The following is a 23144-nucleotide window of genomic DNA, read 5'->3' on the forward strand; positions in this document are numbered from 1 at the left end:
TCGCTGGCTCCGGTGGCCTCACCACCGGATCTGCAAAAGGCTAGTGGACCGGCGGTGCAGGATCCGACGCAGCAGGTTGCGAAGTGGTTGCAACCGGCTCGGCGCGCCAGGTCGCGGCGGCGATGATCGCGCAGACCAGTGCGGCGCCGATCAGCCAGGAGACCGCCGGCGTCCAGGTGTGCAGCTCCAGCGGGGCGGCGACCAGATCACCGGGGTGAGCGGCCCGCAACCGCGGCTCGAGCGGGTCGTGCCCGAGCAGCATGCCGACGCCCCAGGACACTCCGGAGCCGAGGCAGGCACCGAGCGTGACGATCGCGACCGACCACGGACCGTAGTTGCGCAGCCACCAGAACAATGCCCCGCCGAGCACCACCGCGGCCACGAAGCCGATCGCGGTGAACGTCCCGTCCGGCCCGAAGATCCGGGTCATCTGCTCCTCGCCGAGCGCGCCGCCCTGCTCGTCCACGGTGTACTTGGCCAGCGGCGAGAACTGCTGCCAGCCCCAGCCGGTCACCACCCCCGCGACCAGGAACACCACCACCGTCACCAGGATCGCCTTGGCCCACGGCATCCGCGGCTCCTCGACGGCGGGCCTCCCGAACGGGTTCATCGACGGCGGTGCCAGGTACGGCGACTGGGAGGACTCCGGTTGACTCACGACGCCAGTGTGACGCATGGGTTCCACTGCCGGTCAGCTGGCCAGGCAGGAGGGACCGAGGAGTGCTTTCAGGTCGGCCATCAGCGACGAGGTCGGGGTCACCCGGAAGCGGTCGCCGATGCGCATGACGGTGGTCTTCTGGCGTGCCTGCAGGCGCAGGTGAACCTCTGTCATGCCCGGGTGCGAGGTCAGGATGTCCCGCAGTTGATCGACGACCGGCGGGGTGCAGCGGTTGACCGGCATCGTCAGGACGACCGGGCCGCTCGGGCCTTCGGTCAGATCCGGTACGACGACCTCGTCGCCGCTCAGCTCGAGCCGGTCCTCGCGGCGGCGCACCCGGCCCTTCATCAAGATGATCGCGTCGTTGGTGAGCAGGTGCGCGTGCAACTGGTACGCCGAGGAGAACATCATCACCTCGATCGAACCTTCGAGGTCCTCGATGGTGACGATCGCGTAGATGTCGCCGCGCTTGTTCACCTTGCGCTGGACCGCGGTGACCAGGCCGCCGATCGTCACCCGGCTGCCGTCCGGCCGGTCCTCGTCGGCGAGCAACTGCCCGATCGTGCAGTCGCTGCCGTTGGTGAGCACGTGCTCGACGCCGAACAGCGGGTGGTCCGACACGTACAGCCCGAGCATGTCGCGCTCGTGCGCCAGCTTGGTCGCCTTGTCCCACTCCTCGATCTCGGGGACCGTGACGGTCAGGCGGCTGTTGCCCTCGCCCTCGTCGGTGTCGTCGTCGCCCATCGAGAACAGGTCGAACTGGCCGTGCGCCTCGTTCCGCTTGAGGTCGATGGCCTCGTCGACGGCCTGCTCGTGCACCGCGACCACCGCACGCCGGGCGTGGCTCATCGAGTCGAACGAGCCCGCCTTGGCCAGCGACTCGATCACGCGCTTGTTGCAGACCGGCAGCGACACCTTGTCGATGAAGTCCACGAAGTCGGTGAACCGGCCCTTGTCCTCGCGGGCCGCGACGATCTCGGCGACCACGTTGACGCCGACGTTGCGGATCGCGGACAGGCCGAACCGGATGTCGGTGCCGACCGGGGTGAAGTTCGAGTCCGACTCGTTGACGTCCGGCGGCAGCACCTTGATGCCCATCCGGCGGCACTCGTTCAGGTAGATGGCCATCTTGTCCTTGTCGTCCTTCACCGACGTCAGGACCGCGGCCATGTACTCCGCCGGGTAGTTCGCCTTCAGGTACGCCGTCCAGTACGAGACCAGACCGTACGCCGCCGAGTGGGCCTTGTTGAACGCGTAGTCCGAGAACGGGACCAGGACGTCCCACAGCGCCTTGATCGACTGGTCCGAGAAGCCGTTCGCCTTCATGCCCTCGGAGAAGCCGACGTACTCGGCGTCGAGCACCTCGCGCTTCTTCTTGCCCATCGCCCGGCGGAGCAGGTCCGCCTTGCCGAGCGTGTAGCCCGCGAGCTGCTGGGCGATCGCCATCACCTGCTCCTGGTAGACGATCAGACCGTAGGTCGTCCCCAGGATCGGTTCCAGCGCGACCGCGAGCTCGTCGTGCGGATAGCTGATCTCCTGCTGCTTGTTCTTCCGCAGGGCGTAGTTGGTGTGGCTGTTCGCGCCCATCGGGCCGGGGCGGTAGAGCGCGCCGACCGCCGAGATGTCCTCGAAGTTGTCCGGCCGCATCAGCCGCAGCAGCGCCCGCATCGGGCCGCCGTCGAACTGGAACACGCCGAGCGTGTCACCGCGGGCGAGCAGGTCGTAGGTCGGCTTGTCGTCGAGGCTCTTGGCCAGCTCGTCGAGGTCGAGCGTGATGCCGCGGCTGGCCTCGACGTTCTTGACCGCGTCGTCCATGATCGTCAGGTTCCGCAGGCCCAGGAAGTCCATCTTGACCAGGCCGAGCGTCTCGCAGCTCGGGTAGTCGAACTGGGTGATGACCTGGCCGTCCTGCTCGCGGCGCATGATCGGGATCAGCTCGATCAGCGGCTCGCTGGACATGATCACGCCGGCCGCGTGCACACCCCACTGGCGCTTCAGGTTCTCCAGGCCGCGGGCGGTGTCGACGATCTTGCGGACGTCCTGGTCGGACTCGTACAGCGAGCGGAACTCGGTGGCCTCGGAGTACCGCTTGTGGGTCGAGTCGAAGATGCCCGACAGCGGGATGTCCTTGCCCATCACCGACGGCGGCATCGCCTTGGTGATCCGGTCGCCCATCGCGAACGGGTAGTCCAGCACCCGGCCGGCGTCCTTGATCGCCTGCTTGGCCTTGATCGTGCCGTAGGTGACGATCATCGCGACCCGGTCGTCGCCGTACTTCTCGGTGACGTAGCGGATCACCTCGGGGCGGCGGCGGTCGTCGAAGTCGATGTCGAAGTCCGGCATCGACATCCGCTCCGGGTTCAGGAAGCGCTCGAAGATCAGGCCGTGCTGGAGCGGGTCCAGGTCGGTGATCTTCATCGCGTACGCGCACATCGAGCCGGCGCCGGAACCACGGCCCGGGCCGACCCGGATACCGTGCTCCTTGGCCCAGTTGATGAAGTCGGCGACGACGAGGAAGTAGCCGGCGTACCCCTTCGAGGTGATGACCTCGATCTCGTACTCGGCCTGCTTGCGGACCTGGTCGGGGATGCCGGCCGGATACCGCTTGTGCAGACCGGTCTCGACCTCGGCGACGAACCAGGACTCCTCGTTGTGGCCCTCGGGGCAGGGGAAGCGCGGCATGAACCGGCCCTCGCCCTCGGTGAAGCTGACGTCGCACTGCTCGGCGATCAGCAGCGTGTTGTCACACGCCTCCGGCAGCTCCTTCCACACCTCGCGCATCTCGGCCGCGGTCTTGACGTAGAACTCGTTCGCGTCGAACTTGAACCGGTTCGGGTCGGACAGCGTCGAGCCGGACTGGACGCACAGCAGCGCGGCGTGCGCCTGGGAGTCCTCGGGCTTGGTGTAGTGCAGGTCGTTGGTCGCGACCAGCGGCAGGTCGAGCTCGCGGGCCAGCTTGAGCAGGTCCTTCTGGATGTCCCGCTCGATGCCGAGGCCGTGGTCCATCAGCTCGCAGTAGTAGTTCTCCCTGCCGAAGATGTCGCGGAACTCCGCGGCGGCCTCGACCGCCTCCTTGTACTGCCCCAGGCGCAGGCGGGTCTGCACCTCGCCGGACGGGCACCCGGTGGTGGCGATCAGGCCCTGGCCGTAGGTGTTCAGCAGCTCGCGGTCCATCCGGGGCTTGAAGTAGTAGCCCTCGAGGCTGGCCAGCGAACTCATCTTGAACAGGTTGTGCATGCCGGACGTGTTCTTCGCCAGCAGCGTCATGTGGGTGTAGGCACCCGAGCCGGAGACGTCGTCGCGGCCGGAGTTCGCGTCGCCCCACTTGACCCGCTTGCGCTCGGAGCGGTGGGTGTGCGGCGTCAGGTACGCCTCGACGCCGATGATCGGCTTGACGTCGTACTTCTTCGCGGTCCGCCAGAACTCGTAGGCGCCGAACACGTACCCGTGGTCGGTGGTCGCGATCGCCGGCATGCCCATCTCCTGGGCGGTCTTGAACAACTCGTCGATCCGCGCGGCGCCGTCCAGCATCGAGTACTCCGTGTGCACGTGGAGATGCACAAAACTGTCGCTGGACGCCATATCGACGCAGACCTCCCAGGGCGCGATTCAGGTGGACCGGTACAGCCTATGCGGGCCCGTGGACAGTTCTGAATCGGCGCACCGGCGTGCTCCCGCCGCGCCCGCTATCCGGTCGTGGATCAGACCACGAGCACACCAGTTCGGCGCGAAAAAACGGCGGGCCTGGCACCGCCCGGGGTCTCGGGGCGCCAGGTCCACCTGCGGCCGGCTGGGTGGAGGGATCCAGGCGGCCTGCCGCGGGGAGGGGTCCCGCGGCCACGTTGTGGCACACAACGCTACGTCCAGTGTCGCGCGACCGGGGGACGCCGCGCATCGGGACGGCTACGGATGTGACTACGTACGTGGGTGGTCGGCGACCCAGTGCGCGATCTGGCTGCGGGAGGTGAAGCCGAGCTTGCCGAGGATGTGTTCGACATGGGTCTCGGCGGTCCGCCGGGAGACGGTCAGCCGGGCGGCGATCTCGCGGTTGCTCAGCCCTTCGCCGATCAGGACGGCGACTTCGTGCTCACGCCGCGTGAGCCGGCGGCCGCTGCGCGGCGCTGCGCGCCGGTCCGTCCCGTCGTCCTCGCCGAGCGCGAGCGCGACGGTCTCGTCGAAGGTGTACGCCGCTCCGCGCGCGAAGGCGGCGCCGAACGCGGGCGCACCGATCGCCGCCCGGATCCGCTCCGCGGTCACGTCGTCGAGCCGGCTGTACGGCGTCGTCTCCCGGACCACGACCCCGCTGCGCCAGACCGCGCGCGCGGCACCCATCAGCCGCGCGGCCCGCTCGTCCGGCGACGCGGCCCCGGCGCTCCAGGACAGCGCCTGGACACAGAACCCGATCCCGGTCCGGTCGTTCAGCGGCCGCAGCGACCTGATCGCCTCGCGGAACCGCCCGGTCGCCGACTCGTACTGGTCGTGGTCGCGCGCCTGCGCGACGCCGAGCACCCACAGTGCGTACGCCCTCGATTGGACGGCGCCCCGCGAGTCGGCGAGCTCGTACGCCCGGCGGCTGAACTCCTCGGCCCGGGGGTCGTCCAGGAAGAAAGTTGCCAGCGACAACAGGTAGAGACAGTTGAACTCACCGTGCCGGTCCCCGGCCGCGCGGAAGCCGGCGAGCGCCCGCTCCAGCTCGCCGACGGCGGCGTCGGGCCGGCCCTCGTAGATCATCGCGTGCGCCGACACCTCGGCGACACCGGCGCGCAGCCGGTCGTCGTCGTACTGCTCGGCGAGTTCCACGCACTCGGCGAGCCAGCGCGCGAACACCTCCGCCTCGCCGAGGAACATCGCGAGCTGGCAACCGGCCAGCAGGCCGAACGCGCGGCTCGGCGTCGGCACCGGCGCGGCGTCGAGCGCCCGGGTGAGGTAGCGCAGGCCTTCGCGCAGCAGACCCGCGAACCAGAAGGTCCAGATCGGCGCCGCGAGCTCGAGCGCGACCGGCTCCTCCCCCGGCTCGGCCAGGCAGAAGTCGATGGCCGTCCGGAGGTTGTGGTGCTCACGTCGCGTCCGCAGGAACAGGTCGGCCTGCCGCGGCCCGAACGAGTCGGTCGCCCACCGGGCGGTCAGCGCCCGGTAGTAGTCGCGGTGCCGGAACTGGTACGCCCGGGTCCGGTCACCCAGCCGGGTCGCGCCGAACTGGGAGATGGTGACGAGCATGTCGTAGCCGGCGACCACCGGCGAGGCCGCCGCCGTCCGGGTGATGATCGACTTGTTCACCAGGCCCGCGACCAGCCCGAGCACCTCGTCACGTTCGATGCCGTCGCCCGAGCACACCTCCTCCGCGCCGGTCAGGTCGAACCCGCCGGAGAAGACCGAGAGCCGCTCCCACAGCAGCCGCTCGGCAGGAGAACACAGGTCGTAGCTCCAGCCGATCGCCGCCTCCAGTGCCTGCGGCTGCGACGGATCCGTGGGCCGGCCGCCGAGCAGGAGCCGGATCCGGTCCGCCAGTCGCTCGAGGATCTGCGGCAACGTCAGCGTGCGCATCCAGACCGCGGCCAGCTCGAGCGCGAGCGGTACGCCGTCCAGTTGCCGGCAGACCTCGATCACCTGGCCCCGGTTCGACTCGTCGACGACGAACTCGGGCATCATCGCCCGGACCCGGTCGGTGAACAGCACCAGTGCCTCGTACTGATCGGCGTCCGCGGAATCGACGGGCGGCGTCGGCAGCGGCGCCACGGTCAGGATCTGCTCGCCCTCGGCCCCGAGGACGTGCCGGCTGGTCGCCAGGACCCGGAGCCGGGGTGCTGTCGCCAGCAACTTGCTCACCAGGACGGAACACGCCTCCGCCACGTGCTCACAGTTGTCGAGCACCAGCAGCAGGTGCTTGTCCTCGAGGAACTCCGCGACGTCCGCCTCGGGACTGGCCGACACCTGGATCAGGTCGAAGGCCTCGGCCAGCGTGTGGCCGAGCAGGGCCGGGTCCCGCAGCGCGCCCAGCTCGACGAACCAGACCCCGTCGGCGAAGGTACGCCGCACCTCGGCGGCCATCCGCACCGCCAGGCGGGTCTTGCCGACGCCCGCGACCCCGGTCAGTGTCACCAGCCGGCTGCTCGCCAGCAGCCGCCTGGTACCGGCGAGCTCACGCCGCCTTCCGACGAAGCTCGTCACCTCAGCCGGCAGCCGCCCACGTCCCACCGCGGCAGGCCGAGATTCAGCCATACCTCAGCGTAGGCCCGAACCTCAGTCGACCAGGAGATCCAGGGCCCGGTCGAGATCGTCCGGATACTCCGAGGTGAACTCGACGTACTCGCCGGTGCCCGGGTGGGTGAAACCCAGGCGCATGGCGTGCAGCCACTGGCGGGTGAGGCCGAGGCGTTCGGCGAGGACGGGGTCGGCGCCGTACGTCAGGTCGCCGCAGCACGGGTGGCCGATCGCGGACATGTGCACGCGGATCTGGTGCGTGCGGCCGGTCTCGAGGGTGATCTCCAGCAGCGTCGCGTACCGGAACGCCTCGAGGGTCTCGTAGTGCGTCACGCTCGGTTTGCCGCCGGCCACCACGCCGAACTTGTAGTCGTGGTGCGGGTGCCGGTCGATCGGCGCGTCGACCGTCCCGGTGAACGGGTCGGGATGACCCTGCACGAGCGCGTGGTAGATCTTCTTGACCGTGCGCTCCTTGAAGGCGCGCTTGAGGACGGTGTACGCGTACTCCGTCTTCGCGACCACCATCAGACCGGACGTCCCGACGTCGAGGCGGTGCACGATGCCCTTGCGCTCGGCCGCGCCGCTGGTCGAGATGCTGAACCCGGCGCCGGCCAGGTGCCCGATCACGGTCGGGCCGGTCCAGCCGGGCGACGGGTGCGCGGCGACCCCGACCGGCTTGTCCACCACGACGATCTCGTCGTCGTCGTACACGATCCGCAGGTTGTCCACGGTCTCCGGGACGACGGTCACCTCCGACGGCGGCGGTGGCAGCTCGACGTCGAGCAGTACGCCGGCCGCGACCCGGGACGACTTCGGCGCCGGGGCGCCGTCGACCTGGACCAGGCCGGACTCGATCAGCTCGGCCGCCTTCGTCCGGGACACGCCGAACAGGCGGGACAGGGCCGCGTCCAGCCGCTCCCCCGCGAGGCCGTCCGGCACCATGACGGTCCGGGAGTTCACTTCCGCTGCTCCCGGGTCCCGTCGAGCCTGATCCCGCGCAGCGTCTGGATCACCAGCAGGACGGCGGCCGAGGTGACCGCCATGTCCGCGACGTTGAAGATCGCCCAGTGCGGGGTCTGCAGGAAGTCGACCACGTGCCCGTGGAACGGTGACGGCTCGCGGAAGATCCGGTCCAGGATGTTCCCGACCGCGCCGCCGAACAGCAGCCCGAACGCCACCGCCCAGCCCGCGGAACCGAGCCGGCGGGACAGGTAGACGACGCCGAGTGCGACGGTGATCTGGATGACGCTGATGTACGGCGTGTAGCCGGAACCGAGGCTGAACGCGGCGCCCGAGTTCCGGATCAGGTTGAACTTGAGCAGGCTGCCGACCACATTCACCGGCTCACCCGGCGTCAGGTGCGCCAGCGCCAGGGCCTTGGTCAGCTGATCCAGGAACAGGATCAACAGCCCGACCCCGGCAAACACCACAGTCCACTTCCACGACCGCTTGTGCACGGCCTCGCCGCCGTCGGACATCGGTGGCGGGGTGGCAGCGTCGTCGTTCTCGGACGTGGGAGAACCGGCCGACTGTTCGTCGGCCGGTTCCGGGGTGTCTGCGTCCCCCACCTGGTGGGACGAGGCGGGGTCGTTCAGCGGCGTTCCTGGCGTTCTTTGCATGAGACGCACAGTGTCGCACGCGGGAACGCCTGCAGCCGACCCTTGCCGATCGGATTGCCGCAGCTCTCGCAGACGCCGTACGTGCCGTCGTCGATCCGGGTCAGCGCGAACTCGATCTGGTTGAGCATGTCCCGGGCGTTGTTGGCCAGGGTCAGCTCGTGGTACCGCTCGAGAGTCGTGGAGCCGACGTCCGCCTGGTCGTTGCCGGCGCCGTCGCTGCCGTCGCGGAACAGGCCCGCGATCTCCTGCTCGGCGTCCCGGATCTCCTGCTTGAGGTGCTCGACCTCACCCTCCAGCTCCGTCCGCAGCTCGGCCAACTCGGCAGCGGTCCACGGGTCCTCACCCGGCTTCACCTTGAAGGTCTCGGCCGTGTGGGCTGCGGACTTCCCCGGCGCCGTCGCCGGTGTCCTGTTCTCGTTCGTCTTCATGGCCACCCTCTTCGTTGTCGCTTTCCTGGCAGGGGTCTTCTTGGCCGGAGCCTTCTTGGCCGCGGAGCCGGCGGACGTCGCCGCCTGCTTCGCGGAAGTCTTCGTGGCCGGCGAGGTCTTCGCCGGTGCCTTGCGGGCCGTCTTCTTCTTCGGCTCGCCGGAGGCCGGGGCGCTCTTCTTGGCCGCGGCCGAACGTTGGGGGGCGGACTTCCGTGCCGAAGTAGCCATATCGACTACCCCCTGCCTTAGTCGGAGACTGAAGCGGACTGGTCGCAAGACAGTAGGCCACGCTTACATCACGTGCCAGTCCGACGCGCAGACCGTGGACATACGGTAGTCGGTTCTTCAAGTCCGCTCGATGTTCCGCGCGTCACAACCGCATTGCGGACATCACTGTCCGTAACATTTCCAGGTCGGCCGGGCCCTCGCCCGGGCCGTGCCCGGATGCCGTTCGCCTCCCCCTCGAATTCTCGTCCCCGGAACCGTCGCGGCACCACTGATTAACGATTCGTAGTCACCGCGTACGACGCCGTACACTGACTACCGCGAACCGCAAGGCAGTGATGAGGCCATCACCTCGGAGCCGCCGGAAGAACAGTCCGTTAGGGACCTATTAGAACCGGCAGCGTGTCGTTAAGGAAGTGGGCAACCCGCACCAGGTTGCCAAGGAGGGTGGTACCGCGCGGTAGCCGGCTCGGTCCGGGTGCTTCGTCCCTCGTCCAGCACAGCAGGACGCGACGAAGGACGCAGAAGATGGCGGCAGCGCACACCCCCGGCACACCCTGGCGGCAGGTTCCCGCCCAGGTCGACTTCCCCGCGCTCGAGCGCGAGGTGCTCACGCTCTGGGAGGAGCAGGACACCTTCGCCAAGACCCTCGAGCAGTCCGCCGGCGGCACGCCGTGGACGTTCTACGAGGGTCCGCCGACCGCGAACGGCATGCCCGGCACCCACCACATCGAGGCCCGCGTCTTCAAGGACGTGTTCCCGCGCTACCGGACCATGAAGGGCTTCTGGGTCGAGCGCAAGGCGGGCTGGGACTGCCACGGCCTCCCGGTCGAGGTCGCGGTCGAGAAGGAGCTCGGCTTCAACGGCAAGCCGGACATCGAGGCGTACGGCATCGCCGAGTTCAACGCCAAGTGCCGCGAGTCCGTGCTGCGGCACGTAGACGCGTTCAACGAGCTCACCGTCCGGATGGGCTACTGGGTCGACCTCGAGCACCCGTACAAGACGATGGACCCGGAGTACGTCCAGTCGGTCTGGTGGTCGCTGAAGCAGGTCCACGACAAGGGCCTGCTGGTCGAGGACTACCGGATCACGCCGTACTGCCCGCGCTGCGGCACCGGCCTGTCCGACCACGAGCTCGCGCAGGGGTACGAGACCGTCGTCGACCCGTCGGTGTACGTCCGGTTCCCGCTCACGTCGGGTCCGCTGGCCGGCCAGGCGTCGCTGCTGGTCTGGACGACCACGCCCTGGACGCTGGTGTCGAACACCGCGGTCGCCGTGCACCCGGACGTCGAGTACGTCGTCGCCACCGACGGCACCGAGTCGCTGGTCGTCGCCAAGCCGCTGCTGGACCGGCTCGGGGATGGCTGGACGGTGACCGGCGAGTACGCCGGCCGCGACATGGAGCGCTGGACCTACCAGCGGCCTTTCGAGCTGGTGCCGTTCGAGGAGGAGGCGCACTACGTCGTCCTCGCGGAGTACGTGACCACCGAGGACGGCACGGGTCTGGTGCACCAGTCCCCCGCGTTCGGTGCGGACGACCTGCTGGTGTCCCGCGCGTACAACCTGCCGGTGGTGAAGCCGGTGGACACCACCGGTCACTTCGACGCCGACGTGCCGCTGGTCGGCGGACAGTTCTTCAAGAAGGCCGACAAGGACCTGGTGAAGGACCTCAAGGACCGCGGCCTGCTGTTCAAGCACGTGCCGTACGAGCACCCGTACCCGCACTGCTGGCGCTGCCACACGCCGGTCATGTACTACGCGCTCCCGTCCTGGTACATCCGCACCACGCAGGTGAAGGACGCGCTGCTCCGCGAGAACGAGAAGACCAACTGGTTCCCGGACTCGGTGAAGTGGGGCCGGTACGGCGACTGGCTGCGCAACAACATCGACTGGGCCGTCTCCCGCTCCCGCTACTGGGGTACGCCGCTGCCGATCTGGCGCTGCGGCGAGGACCACCAGGTGTGCGTGGGGTCGCTGGCCGAGCTCGGCGAACTGGCAGGCCGCGACCTGAGCGCGACCGACCCGCACCGGCCGTACGTCGACGACATCACGTTCGACTGCCCGACCTGCGGCGCCGAGTCGCGGCGCGTGCCCGAGGTCATCGACGCCTGGTACGACTCGGGCTCGATGCCGTTCGCCCAGTGGGGCTACCCCTGGGTCGAGGGCTCGAAGGAGAAGTTCGCGGAGACCTACCCGGCGGACTTCATCTCCGAGGCGATCGACCAGACCCGCGGCTGGTTCTACACGCTGATGGCGATCGGCACGCTGGTCTTCGACGAGTCGTCGTACCGCAACGTCGTCTGCCTCGGGCACATCCTCGCCGAGGACGGCCGGAAGATGTCCAAGCACCTGGGCAACATCCTCGAGCCGATCCCGCTGATGGACGACCACAGCGCGGACGCGGTGCGCTGGTTCATGGCCGCCTCCGGGTCGCCGTGGAAGGCGCGCGGCATCGGGCCGAACGTGCTGAACGAGATCGTCCGGAAGGTGCTGCTCACCTACTGGAACACGGTCGCGTTCCACGCGCTCTACGCCCGGCTCGCGGACTGGTCGCCGGCCGACGCACCGGCCGTCGCCGATCGCTCGGTGCTGGACCGCTGGCTGGTCAGCGAGACGCACCGGCTGGTCCGCGACACCGACGAGGCGTACGCCGCGTTCGACACGCAGCGGCTCGGCCTGCTGGTCAACTCGTTCGTCGACGTGCTCTCGAACTGGTACGTCCGCCGTTCGCGCCGCCGGTTCTGGTCCGGTGACGCGGGCGCGCTGGCCACCCTGCACGAGACGCTCGACGTCCTCACCCGGGTGATGGCGCCGCTGACGCCGTTCGTCACCGAGCGGGTCTGGCAGGACGTGCTCCGCCCGGTCACGCCCGGCCTGCCGGAATCGGTGCACCTGGCGAGCTTCCCGGCGTACGACGAGTCGCTGATCGACGACGTCCTGGGCCGGCACGTGTCGATGGCCCGGCGGGTCGTCGAGCTCGGCCGGTCGGCCCGTGCCGAGGCGAAGGTGAAGACGCGACAGCCGCTGGCCCGGGCCCTGGTCGGGTCGGCCGCGATCGCGGACCTGTCGCCGGAGTTGCTGCAGGAGATCGCCGACGAGCTCAACGTGGGCACGGTCGCGCCGCTGTCCTCGGCGGGTGCGGATCTGGTCGAGTTCTCCGCCAAGGGCAACTTCCGCGAGCTCGGCAAGCGGTTCGCCAAGCAGACCCCGGTGGTGGCCGCCGCGATCGCCGCGGCCGACGCCGGCGCGCTGGCCGCCGCCCTGAAGGAGTCCGGGACGGCGACGGTCGTGGTCGACGGCGAGGAGGTCCAGGTCGGCGCGGCCGAGGTGCTGGTCTCCGAGCGGCCGAAGGAAGGCTGGTCGGTGGTCAACGAGCAGGGTGAGACCGTCGCCCTCGACCTCGAGGTGACGCCGGAGCTCAGGCAGGCCGGTCTCGCCCGCGAGGTGGTCCGCACGCTGCAGGAGGCCAGGAAGAATGCCGGCCTCGAGGTGTCGGACCGGATCAGGGTCTGGGTCACCTCGACCGACACCGAGCTGAGCGACGCGCTCGGCAAGCACGCCGACGAGATCGCCCGCGAGGTCCTGGCCGTCGAGCTCAGCCAGTCGTCCCCGTCCGAGTCCACAGACGTTGCCACTGGCACCGAAGAGGACCTGCAGCTGACCTACTGGCTGACCAAGGCCTGACACAGAGGCCGGATGGCGCGGGCCCGGATCGCCGGGCTCGCGCCAGGCTGCTGATCGTCACCGGCGCGGACCGCGCGGCGGGGTGGGTCGCGGACACCGCGACCCGGCAACGAGTGTGGGAGCTGTACCGGGACGCTCGCCCACCACTCGGCTCTGACTTCTCGAGCGTGTTCCCCGATGGTCCCTCCGGGGAATCACCCTCACTCCTACGGCTGGATGCCGTACCGGCGTGCTGCTGTCTGGCCCTGACTCCCTGTCACTACCGGGAGACCCTCAGTCAAAGGTGTCCAGACATGGCGAAGAGGCGGTGCCGCCGGAAAGCACCGCCTCTTCGACGAGGTTCTTAAACGCCGTGACCGTGCGCCTGCGCACGCGCCTCCGGCCGGAAGCCGTTGCGCGGGCTGAGCGTGTCGTCGCCGTTGCCGAGCGCCTTCAGCTGCTCGGTGAAGTAGGTCTTCAGGCGGCTGCGGTACTCCCGCTCGTAGGCGTGCAGGTCGTCGATCGTGCGCTCGAGCTGACCCTTCTGCTTCTCCAGGGTGCCGAGCATCTGCGCGCGGCGCTCGGCGATCTCGCCGTCGAGCTTCTCGGCGCGGGCGCGGGCCTCACCGGTCATCCGGTCGGCCTTGCCGCGAGCCTCGTTCTCCAGGCGCTCCGCCTTGGCGCGGGCCTCGCCGATGATCTTGTCGGCGGTGTCCTTCGCCTCCTGGACCAGGTCGTCGGAGTGCTTGGTGGCCATCTCCAGCAGCCGCACCGCGGAGCTGGACGCGTCACCGACCGTGCCGGCCGCCGCGGCCGCACCCGGCACCGCCACCGGCGGCTTGGGCTCCTCGGGCTTCTCGACCACGACCGGGGGCTTCGGCTGCTGCACGACCGGCGGCAGCGCGGCGGTCTGGTCGACCGGTCGCTGCTGGTCGGCGCCAGCACGCTGGGCCGCCGCGAGCTTGGCCCGCAGCTCCTCGTTCTCGGCGAGAAGGCGCTCGAGCTCGGCCTCCACCTCGTCGAGGAAGGAGTCGACCTCTGTGACGTCGTAGCCCTCCCGTAGTCGGACGGGCGTGAATTGCTTCGAGCGGACGTCATCCGGCGTCAGCGGCATCTTTCACCTCGTTTGTCTGTGTCTTGGCGGAGTCCCCGTGGCCCTCGCCTTGGCGACTCAGTAGATCACGTTATCGCTTCGTTGTCTTATGACGGAATCCGGGCTCTACCTACCCGGTCTTCGCGGTCCTCACCCTCACAACGATCGAAGGGCCGTCGAGTTGATCGCCATCGCCACCGACACCATGACGAACAGCATCAGCATCGACAGGTCGATCCGGATGCCGCCGGCCCCGATCGGGGGCAGGATCCGCCGCAGCGGCTTCAGGAACGGATCGGTGATCGAGTAGATCAGCTCGAAGAACAGCAGCAGCGGACCCTTGGGGTGCCACTGCGGAGCGAACATGACGATCAGGCTGAGTACGAACCGCGCCACCAGCACCAGGAAGAAGGCGAGCAGAACCCAGTAGAGAACGATGAGGACGAGCGCTAGAGCATCCATGTCGACAACGAGTGTAGAAGACGGCGGAAGCGCCGGCCTCAGCTCTGGTTGTAGAACCCGTCCGCAGCGATCTTTTCCTTCTCCTCGGCCGCCACCGTCACGTTCGGCGGGCAGACCAGGAACACCTTGGTGGTGATCCGCTCGATCGAGCCCCGGCAGCAGAAGATCAGGCCGGCCGCGAAGTCCACCAGCCGCTTGGCGTCGGCGTGGTCCATCTCGGTCAGGTTCATGATGACGGGCGTCCCGTCGCGGAAGTGCTCACCGATGACGCGCGCCTCGTTGTAGCTGCGCGGGTGCACGGTGGTGATGCGGGCCAACTCGGTTACCTCCGGGGACGGCGCGACCCCGCGCCGGTCTGGGAACTTGCTGACCGTGGCGCCGCCGAGATCCGCACGGTCCGTGCGATCCGGACGCTCCTCGCGATGGTCGCGAGGCTCGCGGCTCTCCCGGCCGGCGGGCACCGGCTCGGTCTCGTGGGAGTCCCCGTCGACGGCTTCGTCGTACTCGTCGTCGTACTCGTCGTCGTACGTGTCGTCGTAGCGGGCGTTGTAGCGCTCCCCGTCTTCGACCAAGCCGAGGTACACACCCATCTTGCGCAGCGCGCCGCTCATGGCCCTTCAGCACCTCGATCCGGTTCTACGGCTACTCGACGACAACAGTGAGCAGGAAGCAAAACCCGCTCGATGTCGACACTAACCCAGCGGAGTGCGCGTACCGAGTAATGCGCGCCCGAGCCGGACGTGTGTCGCACCGTGCTTGATCGCGGCCTCCAGATCGCCGGTCATCCCGGCCGAGATCCAGTCCGCCCCGGGGTGTTCGGAGCGTAGTCGCGACGCTACGTCGCGCAGTCCGGCGAAGGCCTCTTCCGGGTCCGATCCGAGCGGCGCGACCGCCATCACGCCGCCGAGCTCGAGGCCGTCCGCGGCCGCGATCCGCGCGGCCAGTCCGGGGACCTCGGACGGCTCGACGCCGCCACGGCTCGCGCCGGTCGCGGCGTCCGTCGATCCGTACGCCGCGAGGCTCACCTGGATCAGGCAACGCACCGTCTTCTGCTCGGCGACGGCCGCCTTCGACAGCGCCTCGACGAGCGAGTCCCGGTCGACCGAGTGCACGACCGACGCGTACCGCACGATCGACCGCGACTTCTTGGACTGCAGCTGGCCGACGAAGTGCCAGCCGAGGTCCGGGCAGTCCGGCGCCTTGGCTTTCAGCTCCTGCTCACGGTTCTCCCCGACGTCGGTCACCCCGAGGGCCGCGAGCGCCCGCACGTCGCTGATGGGGAAGGTTTTGGTGATCGCCACGAGGGTGACCTCGTCCCGGGCCCTCCCGGCCGCCTGACAGGCCTTCTCGATCCGCTCCCGCACCTGCTCCAGATTCGCCCGGAGTTCGTCGGCGCGAGTGCTCACGACGTGACCAGCTTCCGGATCAGTCCCGCCATCCGCCCGCTCTCGGGACCCTCGCGGCGGTACGAGTACAGGTTCGGGGACTCGATCGTGCACGCGGTCGCGTCGATCACGTCGACGTCGAGGTCGGCGAGCTGCGCCCGCACCCCGGCGGCCACGTCGATCGCGGGCGTCCCCCAGCTCGTCTCGGAGTACGACGCCGGCACCCGCTCCGCGACCTCGGCCCGCATCTGTTCGGGGACCTCGTAGCAGCGGCCGCACGCGTAGGGCCCGAGGACGGCGGTGATCCGGGTCGCACCGAGGTCCCGCATCGTGTCGACGGTCGCCGGCACGATGCCGACGTACATGCCCTTGCGGCCGGAATGTGCGGCGCCGATCACACCGCCGCCGGACAGCAGCACCGGGAGGCAGTCGGCGGCGCGGACCGCGAGGACGACGTCCGACCGGGTGGTGACGAGTCCGTCGGCCCTCGGCATCGGCTGGGTCGGTAACTCGTCGTCCGGCCCGACGACGTGGACGTCGCGGCCGTGCACCTGGCTGACCCGCACGACGTTCTCCGCCGGCACGCCGAACTCGGCCGCCAACAGCCCGAAGTTGGCGATGACGCCCTCGACGTCCGGACCCGAGGCGCTGCCCAGGTTCAGTTCGCCGTACGGCGGTTGGCTGGCGCCACCGAAGCGATCGGTGAAGGCGACCCGGGCGGCGGAGAGTTCCTCGTCGTAGCCGAACACGACTGAAGATTACCCAGCGGCGACCGCCGGACTCAGCACCGTCCGCGCCTCGTCGGTCACACTGCTGCGCCCGGTGTCCTCCGGCAGGCCGAGCACGTGCTCGGCCGCCCGCCGGTAAGCCTCGGTCAGGGCCTGGTCCGCGGGCACGTCGAGGTCGGGCGCGACGCCGGTGCCTTCCCAGTTGGTCCCGGAGACCGAGTTCACCGAGCGCGCCACCGGGACGGTCGCCTCGAGCTGCTCGTGCAGCTTGAACCCGCGGCGTGGGTGGGCGCCGCCGGCGGTCCGCTCGCCGACCACGACGCCGCGCCCGAACTGCTGCAGGTTGTACGCCAGCTCCTCGCCGCCGGAGAACGTCGCCGAACTCGTCAGCACCCAGATCGGCTTGCCGCGGTCGAACCGCGGCCCCGGGACGTACGGCGCGGTCCAGAACTGCCGGACGGTCCCGTCGGCCGGAGTGATCAGATCCTGCAGGTGGACCGGCTCGTCGGAGGCGAGGAAATAGCTGCAGACGAACGCGACCTGGTCGGGCGACCCGCCGACGCAGCGGCGCAGATCGATCACCAGCGCGTCGGTCGACGCCAGCAGCGTCATCGCCGCCGCGAACACCGGCGCGGCGTACTCGGGCGGATACAGCAACGGCCGGATCTCCAGCAGCCCGATGTTGCCGTCCAGCCGTTCGATCCGGGCCATGCCGCCGGCGTCGAGCGCTGCCCGGCGCCGCCAGTACTCCTCCTCCGCCGCCGGATCCGTCTCGTCCGGCGGCCCGTCGCGGTGGAACTTGAGCCGCAGGTGCTTGTCGCGGTTGCCGGCCTGCAGGTCGGTCGTGACGCGGTCCGCGAGCTCCTCCGGGTCATGGATCGGGTCGTACCGCCCTGCGGCGACCGCCGCGGCGAGCCGGTCCGCGACCTCGCGCCCGGTCTCGGGGAAAACGTAATGCTCGGCCACCAGGGCGCCCAGCCGGGCCAGCACGGCCCGGATCTCGTCGGTCTGCATGGGCAGGAGTGAAGCACGCCGTTTGACAAAGCGTCAAGAAAATTCGACGCTTTAGTCATGAGCGAGATCTCCGACCACCTGGAGGTGTCGACGGCCGCGCAGTTCAAGGCCCTCGGGCACCCGTTGCGGCACCGGCTGCTGTTCGCCCTCGGGCAGGAGCCGGCCACGATCAGCCAGCTGGCCGTGGCGCTCGGCACGGCGAAAGGCAATGTCGCCCATCACCTCGGCGTCCTGCGTGACGCCGGGATGGTGCACGTCGCCGAGACGCGCAAGGTGCGCGGCGGGACCGAGCTGTACTACCGGCGGTCGGTCCGGCGGTTCGGCTTCAGCGGCGAAGGTGCCCGGGCGAACAACACTGTCGCCCTGCAGGCGGTCGCGGCCGACCTGGAGACCGCCGAACCCGACCCGACGTTCACGGTGCGGAACCTGCGGCTGTCCGCCGGCCAGGCCGCGGAGCTCGCCGCGACCCTCGAGCGGATGGTCGACGAACTCGACGACGCCGGTCCCGGTGAGTCGCGGTACGGCGTCGTCGTGTCGGTGTACCGCCCACGGCAGCCGGAGCCGGCCGGACCGTGAGCGGGCGTGCTACTTGAGGAAGTCCGGGATGTCGAGGTCTTCCTCGGGCTCCGGCTTCTTCGGCTTGGGTGTCTGGCTGGTGTTGCCTGCCGTCGAGTTGCTCGGGCCGTTCGTCGGCCAGGAGTGCTGGGTCGACGGGGAGGCCGGGGTGTGCGGGGCCGGCTGGGCCGACTGCTGACCGGACTGCACGGTGCGGACGCTCTCGCCTGCCGGCGGGCGGGCCGAGTTCGTGGTTCCCACCCGTGGCTCGGTCGGGGCCGGCACCGGGACGGTGTCGTCGGTCGGTGTGGGCGAAGGTGCCGACTGCGCCGAACCCTGCTGCTGGCCAGGGGCTGAGCTGGGGGCAGGGTTGGCCTGTGCAGGCTGCGCGCCGGCCTGACCGTTGCCCTGACCCGGCTGGCCGGTGCCCGCGCCGGCCTGGCCGCTCCCGGCGCCCGGCTGGCCGGTGCCTGCGGGCGTGTAGCCGGTGCCCGGCTGCCCGCTACCCGTGTTGGGCTGGGCACCTGGCTGGGCGTTGCCCGTGGGCGCGTAGCCGGAGGCCGGCTGGCCGGTCCCGGTCGGAGGCGCCGTGGGCTGGCCGGCCTGCTGTGGCGTGCTGCCGCCGGACATCGGCGCGGAGTACGCCGAGGGGCGGGACGACTGGGGCCTGGCCTGGTTCATCGCCTGCTCGCGGCGTTTCGGCATGCCGCCGTCGAAGCCGGCCGCGATCACCGTGACCCGCACCTCGTCGCCGAGGGCGTCGTCGATGACCGCGCCGAAGATGATGTTCGCGTCCGAGTGCGCGGACTCCGACACCAGTTGCGCCGCCTCGTTGATCTCGAACAGGCCCAGATCGGACCCGCCGGCGATCGACAGCAGGACGCCGTGCGCGCCCTCGATACTTGCCTCCAGCAACGGTGACGAGATGGCCGCCTCGGCGGCCGCGACCGCGCGGTCCTCGCCGCGGGACGAGCCGATGCCCATCAGCGCCGAGCCGGCGTTCGACATCACCGCCTTGACGTCGGCGAAGTCCACGTTGATCAGACCGGGCGTGGTGATCAGGTCGGTGATGCCGGAAACACCCTGCAGCAGCACCTGGTCGGCCTGCTTGAACGCGTCCAGCACGGACACGGCCCGGTCGGAGATGGTCAGCAGCCGGTCGTTCGGGATGACGATCAGCGTGTCCACCTCCTCGCGGAGGGTGCTGATGCCGTCCTCGGCCTGGGTGGCGCGGCGCTTGCCCTCGAACGAGAACGGCCGGGTCACCACACCGATGGTCAGCGCGCCGAGCGACCGGGCGATCCGCGCCACCACGGGCGCGCCGCCGGTGCCGGTGCCGCCGCCCTCGCCGGCGGTGACGAAGACCATGTCGGCGCCCTTCAGCGCCTCCTCGATCTCCTCCGCGTGGTCCTCCGCGGCCTTCTGCCCGATCGCCGGGTTCGCACCGGCGCCCAGGCCGCGGGTCTCCTCGCGGCCGATGTCGAGCTTGACGTCCGCGTCGCTCATCAACAACGCCTGTGCGTCGGTGTTGATGGCGATGAACTCAACGCCCTTCAGACCGTGCTCGATCATCCGGTTGACGGCGTTCACGCCGCCTCCGCCGATGCCGACGACCTTGATGAGTGCCAGGTAGTTCTGCGGTGCCGCCACGTCCGCGCCTCTCGCCTCGTTGCTTTCCCGTTGTCCAGCGAAAAGACTGAACCTCAAGTGGATGCTTAGACTTATGTCAACTTTAGATTACGCCGCACGATACGGGACGCTTCGCGCCAAAATCCACGCGCCTCGCCGCACGGTGCAGATGTGACCCGTCACCGCTTTTCGCCTTTGGTGACAGGGAGATCGGGCGCCGAGACGTCGTACACCTTCGCCTCGCGCTTCATCAGCACGCTCAGTACCCCGGCCTTGCGCTCGCTGTCATCGGAACTACCCCAAACGACCTTCACACCGGAGCTGAGGTTCAGGGTGATCGAGTCCGGCGACGCTGCCGAGATCGACTTCACCTGCGTCCGCAGCGTGTCCGGCAGGGCCGCCGAGACCGTCACCACCGAGTGCACCGTGACATCGCGCCGGACGCCGGTCACCTTCGCCTCCGGCAGTCCGGCCGGCCGGTCCGGCACAGTGCGGTACGACGTCCCCGTGGCGTCCACCAGCTCGTAGCGCGAGCCGTCGGTGACCACCACGACCGGGACCCGTTCGGTGACCACGATCACGATCTTGCGCGGCCACGCCCGGGTCACCTGCGCGTCCGCGACGGCCGGGATCGTCCGCACCCGCTCGGCGATCGACCGCAGGTCGACCTTCGCCAGCGGGGTGCCCGTCGGCGCGGCCGCGACCTGCTCGATCGTTGCCACCGGCACCGTGTCGGCGCCGCTGATCCGGACCCCGGAGACCGCGAACGCGGTGGAGAAGTAGAACAGCCAGACGACCAGACCGGCCAGCACGACCAGTCCGCCGCCGACGGCCCACGGCAGCCAGCTACGCCACCGCACCAGCCGTTGCCGGCGCGCGAACCGCTGCTGTGCCCGAGCCAGATCGACGCTCTGGCTCATTCGACGAACCCCACGGTTTTACTTCACCACAGCGTCGGCGGTCTCCGGTGCAGACTCGCGGGCCGCTGCTCGTTCGGCCAGCAATCCAACGACTTCCGGCCCGATCAGCGTGACGTCGCCCGCGCCCAGCGTGACGACCAGGTCGCCCTGCTCGGCGAGACCCGCGACCAGCTGCGGTACGGCGGACCAGGACGGCTCGAACCGCACCTGCTCCGGCTTCAGCGGCACATGGTTGGCGATCAGGGCGCCGGTGACGCCGGGCTCCGGGTCCTCGCGGGCCGCGAACACGTCCATCACCACGACCTCGTCGGCCAGGGCCAGCGCGTCGGAGAACTGGGTCGCGAAGATCCGGGTCCGGCTGAACAGGTGCGGCTGGAAGCACGCGATCACGCGGCCCTCCCCCGCCACCTGGCGCGCCGCGGTCAGGTCGACGGCAAGCTCGGTCGGGTGGTGCGCGTAGGAGTCGAACACCCGGACGCCGTCCTCGAGCCCCTTGAACTCGAACCGTCGCCCGGTGCCGGTGAACGACGCCAGCCCCTCGGCCAGGTCGGCCGCGGAGAAGCCCAGCCCGAGCCCCACGGTCAGCGCCGCCGACGCGTTGAGCGCGTTGTGCTTGCCCGCCTGCTGCAGCCGCACGACCGGCAGCTTGCGGCCGCGGTACACCGGCACGAACGACTGCGTCGCCCCGGTCGCGGTGATCTCGGTGACGTGCAGGTCCGCGTCCTCGGCCTCGCCGTACGTCCGGACGTCGATCCCGCGGTCGCGCGCGTACGACGCCAGGTGCCGGGCGCCCGCGTCGTCCTGGCAGATCACCATGAAGCCGCCGGGCAGCACCCGGCCGCAGAAGTCCTCGAAGGCCTGCCGGTAGCTGGCCTCGTCGCCGTAGTTGTCCAGGTGGTCCGGCTCGACCGACGTGACGATCGACACCTCGGGCGAGTAGGTCAGGAACGACTTGTCCGACTCGTCGGCCTCGGCGACGAACAGGTCGCCGGTGCCGTCGTGGGCGTTCGATCCGGACTCGTTCAGGTTGCCGCCGATCGCGTACGACGGGTCGGCGGCGCAGTGCTGCAGCGCGACCGTCAGCATCGACGTGGTGGTGGTCTTGCCGTGCGTGCCGGCCACCGCCAGCGTCCGGCGGCCGACCATCACCGACGCCAGCGCGGCGGCCCGGGGCAGGATCGGGATCCCGGCCGCGCGGGCCGCGACCACCTCGGGGTTGGTCTCGCGGATCGCGGTCGACACCACCACGGTGTCGGCGTCCTTCACGTGCTCGGCGGCATGGCCGACCCAGCAGGTCGCGCCGAGCGCCCGGAGCGCGGCGAGCACCTTGCCGTCCTTGGCGTCCGACCCGGACACCTCGATGCCGCGGGACGCCATGATCCGGGCGATCCCGGACATGCCGGCGCCGCCGATACCGACGAAGTGCACCCTGCCCAGCTTCTCGGCCGGTAACAGCGTGTCAGGAGCGGTGACGATCACGAAGCAGACCTCACCACATCGAGGATGATCCGCGCCAATCGGTCGTCGGCGTCGGTCCGGATGACACCGGTCGCAGCTGTGGACATGGCTGTCAGACGCTCGCGGTCGAGCAGAAGTTGCGGCACGTTCGCGCGCACCCAGTCCGCGGTCAGCTCGGCGTTGTCGATCAGCACACCACCCCCTACGTCCACGACCGGCTTCGCGTTCAGTCGCTGCTCGCCGTTACCGATCGGCAGCGGAACGTAGATCGCGGGCAGGCCGACACCGGACACCTCGGTGACAGTGTTCGCGCCCGAGCGGCACACGACCAGATCCGCGGCGGCGTAGGCGAGATCCATCCGGTCGACGTAGTTCAGCACGACGTACGGGTACCCACCGGTCCGCGGCACCTCGAGGGTGTTCTTCGGGCCGATCGCGTGCAGCACCTGGATCCCGGCCGCGGCCAGGTCGGCGGCCGCGCCGGAGACGGCCTCGTTGATCCGCTGCGCGCCCTGTGAGCCGCCGGTCACGAACAGCGTCGGGGCGTCCGGGTCGAGGCCGAAGAACCGCCGGGCCTCGGCGCGCAGCGCGGCCCGGTCGAGCGTCGAGATCGCCCGCCGGATCGGCAGGCCGACGTACTCGGCGTGCGGCAGGTCGCTGCCCGGGAACGACGTCTTCACGTGCTCGGTGCAGTACCGGGCGGCGAACTTGTTCGCGATCCCCGGGACCGCGTTGCCCTCGTGCACGACGATCGGGGTCTTGCGCCGCCAGGCGGCGACGTACGCCGGGGTGGACACGTAGCCGCCGAAGCCGACCAGGACGTCCGCCTTCGCCTCGTCCAGGACACGGCGGGCCGCGCTCACCGAGGACAGCATCTTCCCGGGAACGGCGAACAGCGCCGGCGTGGGCTTGCGCGGCAGCGGCACGGGCGGGATCAGCTCCAGCCGGTACCCGGCCTCGGGGACCACGCGGGTCTCGAGGCCGCGCTCGGTCCCGAGGGCGAGGATCTCGACCGTCGGGTCGATCCGGCGCAGGGCGTCTGCGGTGGCGATCAGGGGTGAGGTGTGGCCGGCGCTACCGCCGCCGGCCAGAACGATGCTGGGCAC

17 protein-coding genes and 1 pseudogene are annotated in these 23144 nt (G+C 69.9%); 2 read left to right on the forward strand and 16 right to left on the reverse strand.

The genetic code is table 11. The annotated features are described in order from the left end of the window. Positions 1-40: 40 nt before the first annotated feature. The 6 genes from ABZW60_RS23510 to ABZW60_RS23535 all read right to left on the reverse strand — a co-directional run bounded on the left by ABZW60_RS23510 (position 41) and on the right by ABZW60_RS23535 (position 9134). Complete coding sequence (locus tag ABZW60_RS23510; protein ID WP_355480069.1) at positions 41-658, reverse strand: hypothetical protein; 618 nt, start codon at positions 656-658, stop codon at positions 41-43. A gap of 33 nt (positions 659-691) precedes the next feature. Next, positions 692-4240, reverse strand: coding sequence for a DNA polymerase III subunit alpha (gene dnaE, locus ABZW60_RS23515; RefSeq protein ID WP_355480071.1), 3549 nt, complete (start codon positions 4238-4240; stop codon positions 692-694). A gap of 333 nt (positions 4241-4573) precedes the next feature. After that, the gene (locus ABZW60_RS23520; protein WP_355480073.1) at positions 4574-6853 is read right to left on the reverse strand and encodes a LuxR C-terminal-related transcriptional regulator; all 2280 of its coding nucleotides are present in this window, start codon (positions 6851-6853) and stop codon (positions 4574-4576) included. Positions 6854-6898: 45 nt separating this feature from the next. Next, positions 6899-7801: an RluA family pseudouridine synthase gene (locus ABZW60_RS23525; protein ID WP_355480503.1), complete on the reverse strand. Its 903-nt coding sequence runs from the start codon at positions 7799-7801 to the stop codon at positions 6899-6901. Positions 7802-7815: 14 nt separating this feature from the next. Beyond that, a complete protein-coding gene (gene lspA / locus ABZW60_RS23530; protein WP_355480074.1) occupies positions 7816-8478 on the reverse strand; it encodes a signal peptidase II in 663 nt (220 codons plus the stop codon). Then, complete coding sequence (locus ABZW60_RS23535) at positions 8451-9134, reverse strand: TraR/DksA C4-type zinc finger protein (RefSeq protein ID WP_355480076.1); 684 nt, start codon at positions 9132-9134, stop codon at positions 8451-8453. Before ABZW60_RS23535 ends, lspA begins: the two co-directional genes overlap by 28 nt. Positions 9135-9659: 525 nt before the next feature. On the opposite strand from ABZW60_RS23535, the gene ileS reads away from it, so the two are divergent. Further along, positions 9660-12815, forward strand: coding sequence for an isoleucine--tRNA ligase (ileS, locus tag ABZW60_RS23540; RefSeq protein ID WP_355480078.1), 3156 nt, complete (start codon positions 9660-9662; stop codon positions 12813-12815). Between the two features lie 343 nt (positions 12816-13158). On the opposite strand, the gene ABZW60_RS23545 is transcribed toward ileS, so the two are convergent. The 6 genes from ABZW60_RS23545 to ABZW60_RS23570 all read right to left on the reverse strand — a co-directional run bounded on the left by ABZW60_RS23545 (position 13159) and on the right by ABZW60_RS23570 (position 17476). Next, the gene (locus ABZW60_RS23545) at positions 13159-13908 is read right to left on the reverse strand and encodes a DivIVA domain-containing protein (protein WP_355480080.1); all 750 of its coding nucleotides are present in this window, start codon (positions 13906-13908) and stop codon (positions 13159-13161) included. 135 nt (positions 13909-14043) lie between these two features. Beyond that, positions 14044-14349: a YggT family protein gene (locus ABZW60_RS23550; RefSeq protein WP_130379857.1), complete on the reverse strand. Its 306-nt coding sequence runs from the start codon at positions 14347-14349 to the stop codon at positions 14044-14046. Between the two features lie 38 nt (positions 14350-14387). Next, on the reverse strand, positions 14388-14960 hold the full coding sequence (gene sepF / locus ABZW60_RS23555) for a cell division protein SepF (protein WP_355480082.1): 573 nt from the start codon (positions 14958-14960) through the stop codon (positions 14388-14390). Between the two features lie 81 nt (positions 14961-15041). Beyond that, positions 15042-15755 (reverse strand): YggS family pyridoxal phosphate-dependent enzyme, encoded by a 714-nt coding sequence (locus ABZW60_RS23560; protein WP_355480084.1) that lies wholly within the window; start codon positions 15753-15755, stop codon positions 15042-15044. Continuing rightward, positions 15752-16483 (reverse strand): polyphenol oxidase family protein, encoded by a 732-nt coding sequence (locus ABZW60_RS23565; protein WP_355480086.1) that lies wholly within the window; start codon positions 16481-16483, stop codon positions 15752-15754. Before ABZW60_RS23565 ends, ABZW60_RS23560 begins: the two co-directional genes overlap by 4 nt. A gap of 9 nt (positions 16484-16492) precedes the next feature. Further along, positions 16493-17476 carry a S41 family peptidase gene (locus tag ABZW60_RS23570; RefSeq protein ID WP_355480088.1) on the reverse strand — a complete coding sequence of 328 codons (984 nt, stop codon included), beginning with the start codon at positions 17474-17476 and terminating at the stop codon, positions 16493-16495. Between the two features lie 57 nt (positions 17477-17533). On the opposite strand from ABZW60_RS23570, the gene ABZW60_RS23575 reads away from it, so the two are divergent. Then, entirely contained in the window at positions 17534-18052 is a 519-nt protein-coding gene (locus tag ABZW60_RS23575) for a metalloregulator ArsR/SmtB family transcription factor (RefSeq protein WP_355480089.1), read from the forward strand. A gap of 624 nt (positions 18053-18676) precedes the next feature. On the opposite strand, the pseudogene ftsZ reads toward ABZW60_RS23575, so the two are convergent. From ftsZ to murG, 4 genes and pseudogenes are all read right to left on the reverse strand, one after another. Next, positions 18677-19738 (reverse strand): annotated as a pseudogene (ftsZ, locus tag ABZW60_RS23580) (cell division protein FtsZ); the annotation flags it as partial. A 101-nt stretch (positions 19739-19839) separates the two neighbouring features. Then, positions 19840-20580, reverse strand: coding sequence for an FtsQ-type POTRA domain-containing protein (locus tag ABZW60_RS23585; RefSeq protein WP_355480091.1), 741 nt, complete (start codon positions 20578-20580; stop codon positions 19840-19842). 18 nt (positions 20581-20598) lie between these two features. Beyond that, on the reverse strand, positions 20599-22059 hold the full coding sequence (gene murC / locus ABZW60_RS23590) for a UDP-N-acetylmuramate--L-alanine ligase (protein ID WP_355480093.1): 1461 nt from the start codon (positions 22057-22059) through the stop codon (positions 20599-20601). Then, a complete protein-coding gene (gene murG, locus ABZW60_RS23595) occupies positions 22056-23144 on the reverse strand; it encodes an undecaprenyldiphospho-muramoylpentapeptide beta-N-acetylglucosaminyltransferase (RefSeq protein WP_355480095.1) in 1089 nt (362 codons plus the stop codon). The genes murC and murG overlap by 4 nt, the downstream gene beginning before the upstream one ends.

This window comes from Kribbella sp. NPDC003557, from assembly GCF_040610805.1.
GTDB lineage: Bacteria > Actinomycetota > Actinomycetes > Propionibacteriales > Kribbellaceae > Kribbella.